The following is a 16,320-nucleotide window of genomic DNA, read 5'->3' on the forward strand; positions in this document are numbered from 1 at the left end:
GGCGGGGACGGTCAACGCCGCGAAGGCATCGAGATAGTCGCGCGTCCCTCGCTGCCAGACCCCGGCAATGCAGAAGAAGGGGATGTCGGTGACGAGGCTTGCCGCATAGAGCGTCTTGCCGTCGCGCTTGATGCCGAACTCGTTGGCGAGGATGAGGCAGGGGCTTTCGATCCGCGCGGTTTCGGACTTGAGCAGCGGGATCTGTCCGATCTCGGGGTCGCGCGACCGGAGGCCCCAATGCGCCTCGATCTGGCGTTCTTCCTGGCCATCCCAGATCATGATCCGGTGCCCGCCTTTGCCGACACCCTGCAGGACGTCGTCGAAATCTCTCTCCATCGTCTAGCTCCTAGCTCCGGTAGCGGCGGATCGCGCGCTTCCATTCGCGTTCGTCGACCCGCTCCTTGATGCAGATCGCGTCCTTGTCCCAATTGACCACTTCGAGGCGGAGCGGTTCGACGCGGCGGCCGGAACTCCAGGCGCATTGCCGGCACCAGAAATGGCGGCACGCCTTGCGAAGATTATCGTCCCAGCCTTTGCGGTGAAAGCGGTACCAAAGCAGTCCCGCATCGAACTTGGCGTGATGACCGCAGCGGCAAACGGGCTGCACCGCATAATGCCAGATGGCCGCCTCGAAAATGTGCGTGGCCCGCGGAATGCCCGATTTCGTATGCTGCACGTCACAGCGCCAGCACCAGCTGATCGGCGTCGGCGGCGGCCGTGGTCTCACCGTGGATGCGCGCGATCGTCAGCGCCAGTTCCTGCGCGGCCGCTTCGCGTATGATTTCCGTTGGCGCGGTGAGGCCGACGCGCGCCCATCCTGGGGCGTCCAGGAGTGCGCGTGCGACTCGGTCAGGGTCGATTCTCATCATGGATCAATGAGAACATAAAAAGAACAAATGAGCAAGCTGCGGTACGCGCGCGTGGGCCCGTCTTCGCGATGCCGCCGCCACGCAAGCGGCCCCGGCGCAAGCCGAACGGACGGGCTCGGCCGTCCGGGCGTCCGCCCATTTCGGCATTTTCCAAGAAGCCGCCCAATAGCAATCGGCCCGAAACGCCAAAGCGGGTATCTTTGGAGCCCAGGGATACCCTGTGTTAAGCTTGGCTGTGCGGGGCGCACGCTGGTCGATCGTGCTTTGCGCCGGGTCAGTGACGCCGAATTATAGAGAGGAAAGATTACTCCAGATTGGCAAACCTTGTACGGAAAAGACAAACTATCCCGGCTGCAGGAAAGTTTTGTTTTTGAGAATGGCGAGGTTTCCCTAACGGCGGCCGCGTCGGTGGAGGGGCCTCTGGTGCCGATAAAGGGACCGGTCTCATCATTCCGATAACAGTCGGCCGGGCACGCGACCCGCCCGGCCGTATCTGGGCGGCGCTCCGCGTCCAGACCCCGGTTTTCCGGGCGCGGGGTGCCGTCATTTTCAGGGGCTAAGGCCACCCGGGGCTGCGCTCGGAATATTCGCTTCGGCGAGTGCGCGCCTACAAACTACCTGACCGCCATATCCAACGGTCAGAAGCCACGCATTAACCCGACGTGGCAGCGCGGAGAGCCCGCGAGCCGCATTGGTCACGCGAGGCGGGTGACGGGGTGAGGGCGCCGCGCATCCATGCGGCGTGGTGCACGCAGAGCTGACGTCGCCACTGCTATCTCATGACATTGCTGCCCGTCAGTTCGGGAGGCCACCTCCCCTATATCGCTCCCCTTCTTTCCGCTGACCCAGCCAGTCCTCTCAGTGACGCAGTGATCGGCTTTCGGCCTCCGCACGCCACGGCGCGGGCGGCGAGGTGAGCGCGCGCATGCGGGCAGCGGCGTGGGCCGAGGGCGCGGCGCCACAGAGGAGAGAAGGATCGGGAAGAGTGTCGCCGGGAAATGGTTCGCGCGCGACATTCGAAAGTAAGTGTCATGAATATCGGTGAAATCAGGAATGTGAATGATCGTCTGACTGGCTCGATCGCGACCCGCACGATCGACCTCCCGCGCATCGGTCTGCGCAAGGTCGAGAGCATGAACCCGCGGGCACCCGTTTACGAGGTGCTGGCGCTCAACGTCGCCCGGCGCTGGGTGCAGGTCGGGGCGCTGTGGGAAGCGGCGTCGAAGAAGACCGGCGAGGTTTTCCTCGCGGGCAATATCGACGACCCGAGCCTCCCCGAACCGCTGCCGGTGGCTCTGTTTCCGTCCGAAGACGGCGGCTACACCATCGCGTGGCGCCGCGAGACCGTCCGTGCCGAGTTCGGCGGCGGTTTCGGCGCGAGCACGCGCAGCTATGACGAGCAGCCGCAGGACCGCGGCTTCGGCGAGAGCACGGCGGGCTCGAACGGCGCGCTGATGGGCGCCGGCGCCGACCTCGACGACGAGGTGCCCTTCGGCTGACGAAGGCGCCGCAACCGGGCCGGGAGGCGCAGCTGCGCTTCCCGGCTCTTTTCTTGCCCGATCCAAGGAGACCGAACATGGTCGCTCATTCTTCCGCGCAAAGTGTTGACAGCTTTGCAGACCTTCGTGCCCTCTACGCCGAACAGATCGCCACGCCCGAATTCCAGGCATCGTTCGGCGATCCCATCCCGCTTTCGATCATCGAACCCGGTGACGAGCCGGGCGAGCATGACATGCCCGAACCCTTCGCGGCGCAGGCCGAATGCGGCGGGATCATCGCGACGATCTTCGACCTTTTCAACGACACGAGGCTCGCGCCGCTTTCCGCCGAGATCGCGTGGGGGTTCGTGAACAGCTTCCACTTCGTCGCCGGGAAACTCGAGCGCCGCGAGGATGCTCTCGCGGCCGAGGTTGGCGAGATGGTCCGGCGCATGGACATGAGCGAGGTGTTCAACAGCGAGCTCGAGGAAAAGCAGCTCCTGTGCCAATCGACTGCCGAACAGCGCGCGGCGATCGAATGCATGCGTGACTATGCCGCCGAAATGTATCGCACCCAGTCGGGCTGGCCCTGGTCGCCCGCGCGCGGATCGCGTGCATCCTCGGCCTCGACTGCGAGCCAGATCGCGGCGCAGGACTTCCTGCGCGAACGGGCACTCGATGCGCGCGAGCGCTACCTGCCGCAGGGGCCGGTCGTAGTCTTCTCCGGCCCCGCGCAATGGCACGACTGGGAGATGCTTTGGCGGCGGCTCGACGAGATCCGCGCCCGCGTGCCCCATATGACGCTGGTGACGACCGGGCAGCGCAAGGGCGCCGACGCGATCGCTGCAGCGTGGGCGGGGCGATCCGAAACCCGCGTACCCGTCGTGGCCTTCGGCCTCTACGGGACCGGGCGTAAGACCGCCTTCACCCGCAACCGAAAGCTCGCCGAACTTCGTCCCGTCGAAGCGGTGGTTTGCGAGGGGTCGGGATTGCAGGCCAATCTCTACCAGACGCTGCGACAGGCCAATGTCCCGATCCACGCCTTCCGCAAGACGGACCAGGCGCCTGAGAAGGAGAGCGCCGTCCGCCGCCCCACCGCGCATGGCGCGATGAAAGCGGCGCGCGGCGATCCGATGTTCGCCGCCGCCTGACATCGGCCGGGCCATAGGCCCGACCGTCACTTTGATCTCCCTGAGCCGGTGCGCTGAAGCGCGCCGGCTTTTCTTTTTGCTGCAGGGGATTTGCCGCACGTCCTGACCGCCCAGGCTGCGCCGAACCAGCCACACCGCCGTGCTCGCATATCGCGCCGTACAAGAACGGGAGCCTTTGCGGATCGGGGGCATCGAGCCCCCGCTCCGCAAACCTCTTCCTCTCTCTCAAGTCTTCTTATCGTGGCACGGGACCGCATCGGCCTCAAGGACGGCGGGGCCCCACCATTTTCCCTGGCGGGTCGGGCGCGGGGCTTCTTCCTTCCATGTGCGGTGGCCGCCAGAGAAAATCGTGACCCCCACCGCCGCTTCGCGGTCGGGCTTCGCCCGATCCTTGACCCCGATGCTCGGCGCCCGTGCAGGGGGAATGACCTCTCAATCTAGAGGAGGTCAATATGACGACGTTCAAACGCAGCATAAGGGATTTTTCGGAAATCGCCGCACTTATTGCCGAGGAGACGGGAGAGGCGAACGACAGCTTCAGCGCCGCCTTCGACACCGATCTCGAACGCAGCAAGCTTGGGAAAAGCGAGGAGGAACTGACGTGCGATATGCCCGATGCGATGCAGGTGCAGCTTGCCGTCGAACTGATGATCACGACCGTGTTCGACGTGCTGCGCGACACGCGCATCGAAAGCGCGGCCGAACGGATCGCATGGGGGATCGTCCACAGCTTCCACCGCGTCGCAGGACAGTTCGCCGGACAGTCCGACCGGGCGGCGCAGGAGGTGCGCGAGTTGCTGCGCTCGGCCGACGGCAGCGAGATCCACGGCGTCGAACTTGAGGAACAGCAGCAACTCCTGGAATCGCTCGATGAAGCGAGCGATGCCATAGCCTGCATGCGCGATCATGCAGCGGACATCTTCCATGCCGAAACGGGGCGTCCGTGGTCGGCGCCGAAAGCGACGCTGGTATCGTCGAAGCGCACCGCGTCGGTTATCGCGGGGACCGATTATCTCGCGGCGCGCCGCCAGCGCCGCCTCGCGCAGCATTTTCCGGCGGGGCCGCTGGTGGTCTTCTCCGGGGGCGCTCGCTGGGCCGACCATCGCCCGATCTACAAGGCGCTTGAGGAGATGAAAGCGGCGCGCCCCGACATGGTGCTGCTGACCACCGCGCAGGACAGGGGCGCCGATGCCATCGCCGCGGCGTGGGCAGCAAGAACGAAGACGCCGCTGGTCGCGCTGGGGATCGACAAGGCGCGCTGGGGGAACCGGGCGGGGTTCGTCCGCAACGACCAGATCGCGCGGTTGCAGCCGGTGGGTGCCGTGGTCGCCGAGGGTACCGGGGTGCAGGCGCAGCTCGTGCGGGTGCTGCGGGCGGCGGGGGTAGACCCGGTGCTGCTCCCGCATCACGATATGCCGCGCGAACGGGTGCGAGCATAGAAAGGCGAGGGGATCGGTTCGGGCGCAAGCTCGGACCGATCCCCTTTTTTATGTCGAGCGTCCTGTCGCCACCCTCAGGGAACCGGACGCGGGAGCGCCCGGTCCCGTCGGGCGGCGATGCGGTGCGGCGCACCGGCCTCCTGCGCGCGGCTTCGCCGTGCTCGTCGCTGGGACCATCCCTTCGGGATGGGCGTCATTTGTTCGGGGCCATCCCCGAGAGGGCTTTTAGCGCCGCGACAGATGCAGTCCCTCCAGCACGGATCGCAAGATCGACGATCTCCCGAAATTCACGCTCGGTGAGCGTCTCGACAGGGAGCTCGGGCACGATCGCGGCATATTTGCCGCGCAGCGCGCGGCGGGCATTTTCGACATCGTCTGCGACCTTGCGCTGGCGCGCTTCGAGGTCGGCGAGGCGCTCGCGTTCACTCTTCTTGGGCATGTCCATCTTCCTTTCGATGGTCTGCCCGCCACGCACTTTCCTATCGAATGGATACGCCATGAATCAAGTCTCCCGAGAATATGCCCGGCGGGCCGCCGGGAAGGAAGAAATCCCCCTGGCGGGGGAGCCCGCGCGCCTTCCGGCACGAGGCTGCGCAGCGACATGGTCGCTGCGGTGGGCGGACGCACGCCGTTGGCGTTTGTAATGCACCCTACGCACGGGTGCTGCGGATCTGTTCCTCATTCTAATTCAGCTAGTTATGTGGATATCCTGGCTCGACCAAGATGGCGTCATCTGGCAGCCGCGGCTGCCGGTTGCGGCCGCGTTTGGCAGCCATTGGGTGCAAGCTTCTGATTTCATTTGGCATCTTTTGGCTGCCGCAGCTGCCACATGGAAAAACGCCGGTACCGACTCTATTTGGCCGGTACCGGCCTGCAAAGCCGCTCCAGCGCCCCGACGGCTTCCGGAAATGTGGGAATTTCTGTTCAGTGGCAAAGGCCATTCCGCCTACGAAGCGGGCATATTCATCCGCATAGAGCGTGTCTGATTGCAGGTGCTCCACCAGGGCCGCCATGCGTTGCGCAGGGAGCATGCCTTCCAGTGCGCCGCCACCGCGATGCGAATCGGCCATAATCGTCTCTTCAGCCAGGGCAGGGAACTGCGCGTTTGCGGAAGCGGTCGCTTCGAGCGCCGCGAGATCGTGAAGATGACGCACGATCGTCGGGTCATCACCGACCCTCTCGCGGTCGCGGGTGAGCACCCGCCAGCAGAAGGCGCTCAGCTTGTCGGCGGCTGTCTCGACCGGATCGACGCACGCAATCGCGGTGATCTCGGGTTCCAATCCACGATACTGATGGACGAAAGATGCCAGCGGCCGTTCGCCGGTCGCAAGCGGCGTGGGCTTGGCGGATATCTCGGCCTGGATATGGGGGCGGAGCGCGTCATGCCCATCGAGGATCGTTGGATAGTCCATGTCGATCTGGATGAACCCGTTGCCACTTCCGGCTTCGACCCCGGTTATGACGAATCCCGCTGCCGCCCAGGCATCGGCGAGTCCGTTCTTGAAGGCGCTCAACGCACTACGTTTTTGCCCCGGAGACTTTTCCAAGAATGCGTCCGAGAGGATGAGCTTGAAATCTAACTCCTCTGAAAATCTCTGAATCAGCCCGTGCGCTTTTAGGAGCGACGTTCCCCCTGAAAACACTGGCGTAAGGTCGGGCGTGGCCAGTTGAGAAGGACCTGAATGGCCTGGACGACATACCAGTCTTTCTCGACGAACGCTTCGTCGACGCGCAGCGCACCTGCGACGCGCCCGAGCGTTCTTGCGTCAGGCGCGTTCGAGAATGACATAGGCGCCATCATAGCCGATCCGGCGGCGGACACGGTTCTTGACGGCAATCGTTCGCCCGGTGGGGACTTGGTTCGTTCGGCCGCTGTTATAATCTCTTGTCTGGCCGGAATCGGAGACCGTTTTCCCCAGCCGCTTGAGGGCCTCGGTCGCGAGCCGCTTGATCCCGACGACGGGGGCGGGCTTGCCGGTCACCGGCGAGCGTTCGGCGCGCGCATAGAGCCCGTAGCCGATCTGGACGAGGCGGCCCTCCTCGGTGACCCTCCGCAGGGCGCGCCCAACGGCATCATAGCTGCCAAACGTCTCGAAATCCCGGCGCAGGAAGACATTGCGCTTTGAACGAGCCACGCGTCGCGCAACACGATCGGCGATCGAGTTCGAGGACATAGTCGAGCCGCGTGCCCGCCTGCGGTAACGGCCGCGACCGACACGCACGAGTTTACCATCGTCGACCAGCTTGCGCAGCACGCGGCCAATGGAATCATAATCGGCGTCGAGCGCAATCTGCGCGCGATCGACGACTTTCCCCTCGGGGACATAATCCAGAATCTGTTTCGACAGGCTCGGCATGGCTTCACCAAAATACGACGCTTACGGCATTCAGATAGTTTTGTTTGAACCGTTTTTCAAGCCGACCGTAGCTGGATCGAGATGATTGCGACAGGCCAGAACCTCGAAATATCCTTCATCGATTTGCCTGTCAGAGCCGGTTTCGCTATATAAGATGGGCTACGCGTCCTCACTTGCCGAAGCTCCAGACCAGGAGCTTGCCATGGCAAGACTGACTATTCGTCTTCCCGACGATCTATACGACCGGCTCGCGGCCGATGCGGATGCGGCAGGCGCCTCTACCGCGGCCTTCGTTCGTGACGCCCTCGAACAGCTGAACGGCGCCGACCCCTTTGGCTTCCATGCCCGCTTCGACGAACTTCATTCGACCGTCATCCAAGTGCTCGCGATCCTCGCGTCCGACGTCGGCGCGCGCGCGCCCAAATCGCTCGCAAAGGGGATGGAAGATACAAAGCGGCTACTCCTCGACCGGGGACTGATCACCGCTGGCGACCTTCCCGCTCTGGGGGGAGGCGCGTCGTCATGAGCATCTTCCGCAACGACACGCTCGGCAGCTGGACGCGCGGCGGCCAGGCCATCGTCCACAATGTCCGGATGACCACCCAGGTCTTCTTCCAGACCACCCTCGCCGGGCTCAGCATCTGGGTCATCGGCGCCATCTGGTACGCCTTCGAAAAATCGGATGCCTATCAGCGCTTCGTCCTTACCAAGCTCATTGAGGCAAACTTCAAGGCCGACGCCGCGCCGGGGACGAACGACCCGGTCCTGTTCCGCACCCCGGATGGCCGCGAATATTGGACGTCGGCCGACTGGCTGGTCGATTCTGTGATCGCGAAGCAGGCGCTCGAAAAGCTCGAGAGCGATCTCATCGGCGGGGCGATCCTGTCCGGGGTGTTCGCGCTCGCAGCACTTGTCTTCGCCTGGTTCTATTTTACCCGGACAGGGAAGGGGCTCGGTTCCAATGAATATCTGCGCGGGGCCCACTTCGGGACAGTCCGTCAGGTACGACGCGCGCTTCGCGGCGAAGCGAAGGGCAGCTTCGCGATCGGGGGCATCAACGTCCCGAACGCTTTTGAAACCGAGCATGTTCTGATCTGCGGCGCTCCCGGCACGGGCAAGACCAACATGATCGTCAAGATGCTCGAGGGCATCCGCGCCAAGGGCAAGCGGGCGATCGTTTACGACACCGCCGGCACCTTCGTCGAGAAATTCTACCGCGAGGGGAAGGACATCCTGCTCAACCCCCTCGACGAACGGTCGGCCATCTGGTCGCCCTGGGTCGATGTTCCGCACGATTATCATTATGACCAGATCGCGGAATCGACGATCCCCGACAAGCATGGCGATCCTTTCTGGCCTAAGGCCGCGCGCGGTACTCTGGTCGCCGTGCTGCGCAAGCTCGCAGCGCAGGGACGCACCTATATATCGATCCTCCTTCACACCATCGTCCGCTCCTCGCTGAAGGATTTGTCCGCCTTCGCCGCAGGGACCGATGCGGCGGCGTTTATCTCGATGGAGGGCGAACGCACGTCGGCGGGCGTCCAGGCTGAGCTCGCGTCGGTGATGCGCAGCTTCGCCTATCTCGATGATACCGACGACGGGCTTTCGATCCGCGACTGGGTGGCGACCGAGGGGGACGACAGCTGGCTGTTCGTCACCGTGAAGGCCGACCAGCTTCCCTCGCTCCGCCCCCTCATCACGGTCTGGCTCGATATCGCGATCAGCGCGATCATGAGCCTGAAACCCGATCAGCAGCGCCGCCTCTATTGCGTGATCGACGAGCTACCCTCGCTCCAGAAACTGCCATCGCTTTCGGACTTTCTCGCACGCGCCCGCAAATATGGCGGCTGCGGCATCCTCGGGTTCCAGTCTTATCCGCAGCTCGAGGCGACATACGGCATCCAGGATGCCGCGGCGATCACCGGCTATTGCTCGACCTGGGTCGCGCTCCGGGCGAACGATACCCCCACCGCCAAGCACGTCAGCGAGAATTTGGGACAGGTCGAGCAGGTCGAGGCGAACGAGGGGATGAGCTACGGCGTCAACGACATGCGCGACGGGGTCAATCTCTCGCGCATCCAGGTGACGCGACCTCTTGTGATGCACACCGAGGTCACGAACCTCCCGAACCTGTCGGGCTATCTGCGGTTCGGTCGCGACCTGCCCGTCGTTCGCTTTGCGGATCGATACAACGACCTGCCATCCATTGGAGAGGCATTTACCGAACGCCGTCGACTTCCGCATCGCATCGCGCCTCTGCCCGCGCCGCCGTCACCATCAGGTTCGGTAGAGGCTGCCCCGTCATCGGCGAAACCGGCGAAGAACGGTGCGCCAGCGCGCAAACGGTCCGGGAAGCGCGAAGCGAATGCGAATGCGCCCGAGCTGAAGCTCGATCTCCCGATGGGCGCGTCCGATCCCGCGCCTGAAGACACGAATGGGGAGGCGCCAACCGACCGGGACGCGCCCGCCGATGGTTCGCCCGATAATCCGGCCACGCCCCTCGAAATCATCGCCCCGCACTGGGATCGCACCCTACGGCAGCACGGTCGTCCGGGCGGTCGCCGCCGGCCCGCGAAGCCTGCATGATCCATCCGCGCCGCCTTGGAGGCAAACCCGGCAATATCGCCCGCTATTATACGATCGGCGATTATTACACCAAGGGTGGGGATGAGCCCTCGGAGTGGGGCGGGAAGCTTGCGGCCGACCTCGGTCTTTCGGGGCCGGTCGACCGCAAGGCGTTCGAGGCGCTGCTCGCCGGCAAGGTCGATGGGCAGCAACTCGGGCGTATCCGGAATGGCGAAGTTCAGCATCATCCGGGGTGGGACTTTGCCGTCAAAGCCCCGAAGTCGGTGTCGATCATGGCACTGGTGACGGGCGATGAAAGGATCATCGCCGCGCATGAGCGCGCGGTCGGGACGGCCATCGCCTGGATCGAGGAGCATGCCGAACTCCGTCGGCGCATGGACGGCAAGATTACCCACGAGACGACGGGCCAGCTTCTCTATGCGCGTTTTACCGAACATGCCTCGCGCGAGCTCGATCCGCACCTCCATACCCATGTCGTCATCCTCAACATGACCCGCCATGCCGGTGACGAGCAGATGGTGAGCCTCGAATCCCGCGCCATGTTCGCCGAGCAGATGGTCGCCGGCCAGATCTATCGCAACGACCTCGCCCATGACCTCAGGGGGATTGGTTACGAGATCGAGTTCGACCCGCGCCGGGGGTTGTTCGAGATTCGGGGTGTCCCCAAGGAGCTGATCGATGCGACGTCGCGCCGGGCCGAGCAGATCAATGCGCACGCGAAGGAACATGGTTTCCAGGGCCAGGCCGAGCGATCGATTTCTTTCTTCGCGACCCGGCCCCCCAAGCAGAAAGTCGATCTCGACACGCTCCATGCCCAATGGGCAGAGCGATCGAAGGCTCACATTCCCGCGCTCGAAGCTGTCCGCGACGCCGCCGATGCGCGAGAGGAGAAGCATCTGGACGCCGATACTGCAACCGTGCGCCGCGCTGCGCTGTTCGGGCTTCGCCAGTCGGAGACACGCGAAGCGGTCAATAACCTTGGTCGGCTCATCCGCACCGGGCTCGCGTCGCATGTGGGCGATGTTCGGTTCCGAGACATTCGCCCCCTCTTCGAGGAGCATGAAGCACGGCTCAAGCTGCTAAAGACGAGAGAGCCCACCGGTGACCAAGTCCTTACGCGCGGCAGAACCTCGCGCCGCGCCGCGCGGCTCGAGATCGCGCTATCGACGCATATCTCGCTAAGCCTTGGCGATGGGGTTCCGCTTGCGTCGCGGGAACGGATCGACACGTCGCTGCGCGGGAGCATTCTCAATGATGACCAGCGACAGGTGCTCGCCGAAATCGCGATATCCAGTGACCGCGTCATGGGTGTTCACGGCGTCGCCGGCTCGGGCAAATCGACTCTCATCAAGCAGTTGAAGGCCGCGGCCGATCCGGGCTGGACCTTCATCGGATTGGCGCCGACCTCATCGGCGACCGCGAAACTCGGCCAGGACGCGGGTATCGACTCTCGTACCGTCGCCGCGCTCCTAGGCGGCGGCGGGCATGATATTACCGACCGTCATGTCCTGGTCGTCGACGAGGCTGGCCAACTCGGTAGCCGACAAGCGCAGCGGATATTGCAGATCAGCCACGACACCGGTGCGCGCGTTCTTCTTCTCGGCGACAACAAGCAGACCGGGGCGATCGAGCAGGGCAAACCATTCTGGCTGATGCAGAAGCTGGGCCTGCCGACGGCTGAACTGACGGAGGCGGTCCGACAGCAAACCCAGTCGATGAAGGCCGCGGTGGCGAGCGCGCGCAGCGGGGATTATGCCGCGTCACTCCAATCGCTCGACAAGATCGTCAGCGGCGAGGGCGCGGACAAACTTGCGGCTAACCTCGTCGCGGAATGGACGCGGCTCAAACCCGAGAACCGCGACAAGACCAATATCTTGGTTCTCGACAACGCGACCAGGCTGATCGTCAACACGCAGATCCGCGAAGTTCTGAAGCGGGAAGGGGCCGTTGCCGCCGAAGACGCGCGCATCGATATTCTTTCGCCCTCCGGTATGACCGACCAGGAGAAGCATTTTGCCCGGTTTTATTCGGGTGGCCAGGTCGTGACCTTCGCCCGCGACAATGCCGGGCTCGGTATCGCCGCCGGCGCCGAATATCGTGTCGACGGTATCGCACGCGATGCTCGCGGACGCCAGCTCGTGCGGCTTGTCGACGAGAAGGGTGGGACGATCCTCTGGAATCCCCGTCTCGGCCGCGCGTCGCAAGTCAATGTGTTCGTCGAGGACAAACGCGACATCGCCGCGGGCGATCGCATTCAGTGGCGGCTTGCGACCAGGGAGCTCGGCCTCAAAAATGCGGAGCGCGGGACGATCGAGCGTCTAGACGGGACGATCGCGACTATTCGCTGGGACCGGAGCGTCGAGCCGCAGAAGATCGACCTCTCCGTTCATCGCACCTGGGATTATGGCTACGCCGAAACTGTCTATTCGGCGCAGTCGAAGACCTATGACCGCGTCTATGTCCTTGCCCCGGTCGGATCGGGCCTCGTCAATGGCCAGAATTACTACACCGCCATCACTCGTGCTCGTTACGGCGTGAAACTCTGGACCGAGGACCGTGATCGCCTCGTGCAGAAGCTCGAGAAGCATTCTGGCGAAAAGACGTCCTCGCTCGAAGGCTTGGGACGTCTCTGGCGCGACAGCCACCACATCCGCGGCGCCCGGCTCGCTGAAAGTCTCGACCGGGCGCGCGAGCTGATGCTGAGCACGCGTGCGGATCGCGCCGAGCGAAGGGCCGAGCGCGAGCGCGAATGGAACGAGGTTCTGCGTCCGCCATCGCTTGCGGAAATGCTCGCGGGCCGCGCGAGAGACGGCATGTCGAAGCTCGATGCCTATCTGAACGGCATTCTCGCTGGCTCGACGAAGAGCCAGCGCGCGCAAGCACCGACTGATCCCGAGCCCGCAGAGCAACCGCATTCCCGACAGCAAGGACATGATCGATGAACATATTCCCGTTTCCACGGACAGCCGAACTCGCCAGCGCGCCTATCGGGGTCCGCGCTTCGCAAGGTTTGCGGTTTGGGGTGACGGCGGCCATCTTCACCTTGGCATTCGGCATCTCACTGCCGGCAATGGCTCGCGCGCCAGTCGCGACGGGCGATGCTGAGATCGCTCGCTGCATCCGCAGCGCCGCCCATGGCAAGCCGTGGCTCGAACGCACGCTTTGGGGTCTGCGCGATCAGGAAGGCGGCTGGATCGGCGCCGCTGTCGTCAACAGCAATGGCACTCATGATCTGGGGCCGTTGCAAATCAACAGCTGGTGGGTGCCCAAAATTGCGACGCTCGTGGGGCGGCCCGAAACCCATGTTCGGCATTGGCTCCAGAACGATGCCTGTTTCAATGCGGAGGCGGCGCGCTGGATATTCCTGTCGGGGCTCGCGGCGGCCGGCGATTATTGGAAGGCGATCGGCGTCTATCATAGCCCGACGGGTTGGAGGCAACTGCGCTACGCGGCGAGCGTCTCGCAGCATCTACGCAGAAGATTCGGCAGCCAAATATGGTGAGCGCGCAAGATAGCGATGACATGTGTGCAGCCCGCAAATTGCCCCCAGGCACCGGCTATTTGCGACAAATTATTGGAACCATGGCCCTCCCAGCGGATCGGAAAGACGACTTCGGGCTGTCCGAACCAGCCGTTGCACCCTCAGGCGATGAGACGAATTTTCTCGGCGCCAGCGCTTGGGCGCGATTGCATCTGGGAACAATTCCCTCGCGATCTCTTGTTCGCTGGCGCCGGCAAGTATTGCATCGCCGATACGAAGTTCCATTATCCACCTTGCAGCCCGCTGTTCGCGGGGAATCATTGACCTTGGTAAGCGGCCATTTTCAAACAGGGCGAGCAACTGTCGTAGTGCTTCCAGTTTTGGTTTTGCCGATCGTACGCCACTCAATTGATATTCAAGTCTTGCCGGGCCGCCGAGTAGCGAACCGCCATGCACGTCCAGCCTGACGATCCAGTGCCCGTCACTGAATAGCCAATGTTCCGTCTGGCTCGCATCAATTTCAACCGAGACGAATGACGCGAAGTCCCGAATATCGAACAGGTCACTCGAAGCCGCTCGCCGGCCGGTCAAGTGACTCCTCACAACCTTCGGGTCCAGTTTTGTGCTCCAGATCGGTCGCGCCACGGGAGATGCGAGAGCCGGATCGACCCATGCGACGAGGCCAACACATTTGGGCGCGTCTGACGGCAGTGTATCACGCGCGCTCCAAAGGCTGCGATAGAATCCGTTCCGCCGTAGCCATTCCCACGCGAACGCGCGGCGATCGCACCGCAACAACGCATCATATTCGCGAGGATCGCACCAGTCAGATGCTGGGGGATCGTGACGGCGCGGGCATAAGGTGCTGGGTCGGCTGGCGAAAATGGCATCGCGGCGCTGGGTTTTTCCTCCCGACGCCATCTCAGCTCATTCACCGCGGACAAACTGATCGCGAGAGAAGTGCGACGGCAAATGCGCGGCAGCTAGCTGCCGCGCATAGATCGATGGCTGGCGCACGCATGCAGCGTCGAACCGAAGATTTGGATTGTGTGAATTCAAGATCGACCCCGATAGGCGGCGCGCTCGGCGCGTCTGCGCAGTTCATCGGTCATCGTGATTGCTGATCACTACCCCCGGACTTTCCAGTGAGAATTTCCGGGGGGCGAACTTACTTTGCCCGACACTATCGCAAGGTTCGATGGTGCGCGGCATCCTGCCCGCTCGTCGGCACTCAATGGCTGATCGATGCATCCCACGACTGCGCGATCGGTGTCGGACAGGAAGGGGAGTGGGAAGGATGGAAGCGAGGACAGCGGGTTGCGTACCCGCTGGAGTCCTCGGCTGCCATCAAGGATATATTCCATGGACACCGTTCATCTTTGCGCGCTCCTCCGGGAACTGCGCGACCAACTCGCCGACGAAAGCAGGTTCTTGGGCGTCGTCAGCCGTCGCAGACGTCGACGTGAACTTCTCGCACGCGTGCAGGCCGTGCTTGCGGTCGATGCCGACGACACCGCTCCGTCAGGTCTCATTGAGGCGACCAGGCAGGCCTGGGCGGCCGAAGACCGCGTGCTCATCGCCGATCGGGCACCTTGTCGCGTCGATCGCGCGGGCGTGTGGATCGGCGCCTGGATCCGCGCCGCAACCGGCCCCGGCAGCCGTGAAAGCATCGATCCCGAGCGCTTGGCGGCCGCCATCGCCGCGCTGCCGCCTCTTGCCCGAGACGTGTTCACATTGTCCTCCCGCGGCAGCCTCGACTATCCGGCGATCGCCGCGGCCCTTGGCATTTCGGAGGATTTGGTTCGTCGCGAACTTGCCGCGGCGCTTGTCGCGATCGATCAGACTCTGACGATCCAGCAGCGCGATAACCCGTCGCCCATTGCCTGATGGCCCCCAGTCATGCAGGAAGAATTGTCATGCGCACGGACATTACGCACCTTCCCGCCCGCGGCCAGCGCGAACTCGAGGCCATCGTGCAGGCGATTTTCGAAGAATTCGAAGATGCCCACAAGCTCGCGAACGGCGAACGCAAGGCTGGCCGGATCCTGAAAGTCATTCTCTATGGCTCGATGGCGCGCGGCGAGGGGATATACGAGCCGCACACCGAGAAGGGCTATGTCTCGGACTATGACATCCTCGTCATCGTCAATCAGGTCGAACTTACCGATCACGAATATTGGTATCATCTCGAGAACCGGCTGGCGCGCGATTATATGGTTCTTCACCGGCTGCGTCATCCGGTGAGCCTGATCGTCCACACGCTCCAAGAGGTGAATAATAATCTCGCCGATGGACGCTTCTTTTTCTTGGACGTCGTCAAGGATGCGGTTGCGCTGTATCAATCGGACGACAGCGAGCTCGCGACGCCACGACCCAAGCGCCCTGCGGATGCGCTCGCGCTGGCACGCGAATATTTTGACGAATGGTACCCGAGCGCCGGCGAGTTCTTTGCCATGTTCGAAGCTGCTCAAAATCAAGGGTTTCGAAAGAATGCCGCGTTTCAGCTGCATCAGGCTACTGAGCGTCTCTATCACACGTTGCTGCTGACCTGCACGCTGTACACGCCGCACAGCCATAATCTGGAAAATCTCCGCAACCAGGCGAGGAAGGTCGACCGGCGCCTCGTCCATGTCTGGCCCGACGACGACAGGCAGTCGCGCCGCCGCTTCAGCCTCTTGAAGGACGCCTATGTCAAAGCCCGCTATTCGAAACATTATCGGATCAGCGCGGAAGATCTCGCATGGCTGGGCGAGCGCGTGCAGGAGCTGAGCGCGATCGTCCGGGAAATCTGCACCGAGAAACTGGCTGAGCTCGAACGCGCTGCCGCGTCAGAGTCGGGCAATATCTGATCCTGTGCCGGACGGTTGCCACGCTCAGGACCGGTGCTGAGCGGGCGCGGCGTAAATTCTGCTGTTGCAACGACAAGCTACCCTCGTCATGATGCGCGAAGGGGATGGGT

General features: G+C 63.4%; 16 protein-coding genes and 1 pseudogene. 9 read left to right on the top strand and 8 right to left on the bottom strand.

What is annotated here, in order from left to right; all coding sequences use genetic code 11:
- The 3 genes from ATE71_RS15300 to ATE71_RS15310 form a co-directional block, all read right to left on the bottom strand.
- Positions 1-336 (bottom strand): hypothetical protein (locus tag ATE71_RS15300; protein WP_414892989.1); only part of this gene is annotated, 336 nt, incomplete at its 3' end.
- A 10-nt stretch (positions 337-346) separates the two neighbouring features.
- A complete protein-coding gene (locus ATE71_RS15305; RefSeq protein WP_058804215.1) occupies positions 347-676 on the bottom strand; it encodes a hypothetical protein in 330 nt (109 codons plus the stop codon).
- Between the two features lies 1 nt (position 677).
- Positions 678-869: a DUF6771 family protein gene (locus ATE71_RS15310; RefSeq protein WP_058804216.1), complete on the bottom strand. Its 192-nt coding sequence runs from the start codon at positions 867-869 to the stop codon at positions 678-680.
- A 1,031-nt stretch (positions 870-1,900) separates the two neighbouring features.
- On the opposite strand from ATE71_RS15310, the gene ATE71_RS15315 reads away from it, so the two are divergent.
- From ATE71_RS15315 to ATE71_RS15325, 3 genes are all read left to right on the top strand, one after another.
- Positions 1,901-2,368, top strand: coding sequence for a DUF736 domain-containing protein (locus ATE71_RS15315; protein ID WP_058804217.1), 468 nt, complete (start codon positions 1,901-1,903; stop codon positions 2,366-2,368).
- Positions 2,369-2,445: 77 nt separating this feature from the next.
- Positions 2,446-3,498 (top strand): DUF2493 domain-containing protein, encoded by a 1,053-nt coding sequence (locus ATE71_RS15320; protein ID WP_058804218.1) that lies wholly within the window; start codon positions 2,446-2,448, stop codon positions 3,496-3,498.
- Between the two features lie 452 nt (positions 3,499-3,950).
- Positions 3,951-4,937 carry an SLOG family protein gene (locus ATE71_RS15325; protein WP_058804219.1) on the top strand — a complete coding sequence of 329 codons (987 nt, stop codon included), beginning with the start codon at positions 3,951-3,953 and terminating at the stop codon, positions 4,935-4,937.
- A 193-nt stretch (positions 4,938-5,130) separates the two neighbouring features.
- Here the strand turns inward: ATE71_RS15325 and ATE71_RS15330 are convergent, their stop codons facing one another.
- The 3 genes from ATE71_RS15330 to ATE71_RS15340 all read right to left on the bottom strand — a co-directional run bounded on the left by ATE71_RS15330 (position 5,131) and on the right by ATE71_RS15340 (position 7,294).
- Positions 5,131-5,376: a hypothetical protein gene (locus tag ATE71_RS15330; RefSeq protein ID WP_058804246.1), complete on the bottom strand. Its 246-nt coding sequence runs from the start codon at positions 5,374-5,376 to the stop codon at positions 5,131-5,133.
- A gap of 253 nt (positions 5,377-5,629) precedes the next feature.
- Positions 5,630-6,580, bottom strand: coding sequence for a nucleotidyl transferase AbiEii/AbiGii toxin family protein (locus ATE71_RS15335; protein WP_232014687.1), 951 nt, complete (start codon positions 6,578-6,580; stop codon positions 5,630-5,632).
- 123 nt (positions 6,581-6,703) lie between these two features.
- Positions 6,704-7,294, bottom strand: coding sequence for a hypothetical protein (locus tag ATE71_RS15340; RefSeq protein ID WP_058804221.1), 591 nt, complete (start codon positions 7,292-7,294; stop codon positions 6,704-6,706).
- Positions 7,295-7,496: 202 nt separating this feature from the next.
- Here ATE71_RS15340 and ATE71_RS15345 point away from each other — a divergent pair, with 202 nt between their 5' ends.
- The 4 genes from ATE71_RS15345 to ATE71_RS15360 all read left to right on the top strand — a co-directional run bounded on the left by ATE71_RS15345 (position 7,497) and on the right by ATE71_RS15360 (position 13,382).
- Positions 7,497-7,820, top strand: a complete 324-nt coding sequence (locus tag ATE71_RS15345) for a ribbon-helix-helix protein, CopG family (protein WP_058804222.1) — start codon at positions 7,497-7,499, stop codon at positions 7,818-7,820.
- Entirely contained in the window at positions 7,817-9,880 is a 2,064-nt protein-coding gene (locus ATE71_RS15350; protein WP_058804223.1) for a type IV secretion system DNA-binding domain-containing protein, read from the top strand. The genes ATE71_RS15345 and ATE71_RS15350 overlap by 4 nt, the downstream gene beginning before the upstream one ends.
- Positions 9,877-12,822, top strand: a complete 2,946-nt coding sequence (gene mobF / locus ATE71_RS15355) for a MobF family relaxase (protein ID WP_058804224.1) — start codon at positions 9,877-9,879, stop codon at positions 12,820-12,822. The genes ATE71_RS15350 and mobF overlap by 4 nt, the downstream gene beginning before the upstream one ends.
- 128 nt (positions 12,823-12,950) lie before the next feature.
- A complete protein-coding gene (locus ATE71_RS15360) occupies positions 12,951-13,382 on the top strand; it encodes a lytic transglycosylase domain-containing protein (RefSeq protein ID WP_058804247.1) in 432 nt (143 codons plus the stop codon).
- Between the two features lie 69 nt (positions 13,383-13,451).
- Here the strand turns inward: ATE71_RS15360 and ATE71_RS22560 are convergent, their stop codons facing one another.
- Positions 13,452-13,952, bottom strand: coding sequence for a DNA -binding domain-containing protein (locus ATE71_RS22560; RefSeq protein ID WP_160328047.1), 501 nt, complete (start codon positions 13,950-13,952; stop codon positions 13,452-13,454).
- Between the two features lie 144 nt (positions 13,953-14,096).
- Positions 14,097-14,282: pseudogene (locus tag ATE71_RS23185) on the bottom strand (transcriptional regulator domain-containing protein); the annotation flags it as partial.
- A 396-nt stretch (positions 14,283-14,678) separates the two neighbouring features.
- On the opposite strand from ATE71_RS23185, the gene ATE71_RS15365 reads away from it, so the two are divergent.
- Together ATE71_RS15365 and ATE71_RS15370 are read left to right on the top strand one after the other, a co-directional pair.
- Positions 14,679-15,248, top strand: a complete 570-nt coding sequence (locus ATE71_RS15365; RefSeq protein WP_160328048.1) for a sigma factor-like helix-turn-helix DNA-binding protein — start codon at positions 14,679-14,681, stop codon at positions 15,246-15,248.
- A 29-nt stretch (positions 15,249-15,277) separates the two neighbouring features.
- Positions 15,278-16,210 carry a HEPN domain-containing protein gene (locus ATE71_RS15370; protein ID WP_058804226.1) on the top strand — a complete coding sequence of 311 codons (933 nt, stop codon included), beginning with the start codon at positions 15,278-15,280 and terminating at the stop codon, positions 16,208-16,210.
- Positions 16,211-16,320 lie beyond the last annotated feature (110 nt).

This window comes from Sphingopyxis sp. H115 (assembly GCF_001468465.1).
Lineage (GTDB): Bacteria > Pseudomonadota > Alphaproteobacteria > Sphingomonadales > Sphingomonadaceae > Sphingopyxis.

Bases quoted from the DNA above. Each gene is read 5' to 3' on its own strand.
- mobF (WP_058804224.1), top strand. From the start codon at position 9,877: ATGATCCATCCGCGCCGCCTTGGAGGCAAACCCGGCAATATCGCCCGC.
- ATE71_RS15360 (WP_058804247.1), top strand. From the start codon at position 12,951: ATGGCTCGCGCGCCAGTCGCGACGGGCGATGCTGAGATCGCTCGCTGC.
- ATE71_RS15370 (WP_058804226.1), top strand. From the start codon at position 15,278: ATGCGCACGGACATTACGCACCTTCCCGCCCGCGGCCAGCGCGAACTC.
- ATE71_RS15345 (WP_058804222.1), top strand. From the start codon at position 7,497: ATGGCAAGACTGACTATTCGTCTTCCCGACGATCTATACGACCGGCTC.
- ATE71_RS15320 (WP_058804218.1), top strand. From the start codon at position 2,446: ATGGTCGCTCATTCTTCCGCGCAAAGTGTTGACAGCTTTGCAGACCTT.
- ATE71_RS15325 (WP_058804219.1), top strand. From the start codon at position 3,951: ATGACGACGTTCAAACGCAGCATAAGGGATTTTTCGGAAATCGCCGCA.
- ATE71_RS15315 (WP_058804217.1), top strand. From the start codon at position 1,901: ATGAATATCGGTGAAATCAGGAATGTGAATGATCGTCTGACTGGCTCG.
- ATE71_RS15350 (WP_058804223.1), top strand. From the start codon at position 7,817: ATGAGCATCTTCCGCAACGACACGCTCGGCAGCTGGACGCGCGGCGGC.
- ATE71_RS15340 (WP_058804221.1), bottom strand. From the start codon at position 7,294: ATGCCGAGCCTGTCGAAACAGATTCTGGATTATGTCCCCGAGGGGAAA.
- ATE71_RS15310 (WP_058804216.1), bottom strand. From the start codon at position 869: ATGATGAGAATCGACCCTGACCGAGTCGCACGCGCACTCCTGGACGCC.
- ATE71_RS15330 (WP_058804246.1), bottom strand. From the start codon at position 5,376: ATGCCCAAGAAGAGTGAACGCGAGCGCCTCGCCGACCTCGAAGCGCGC.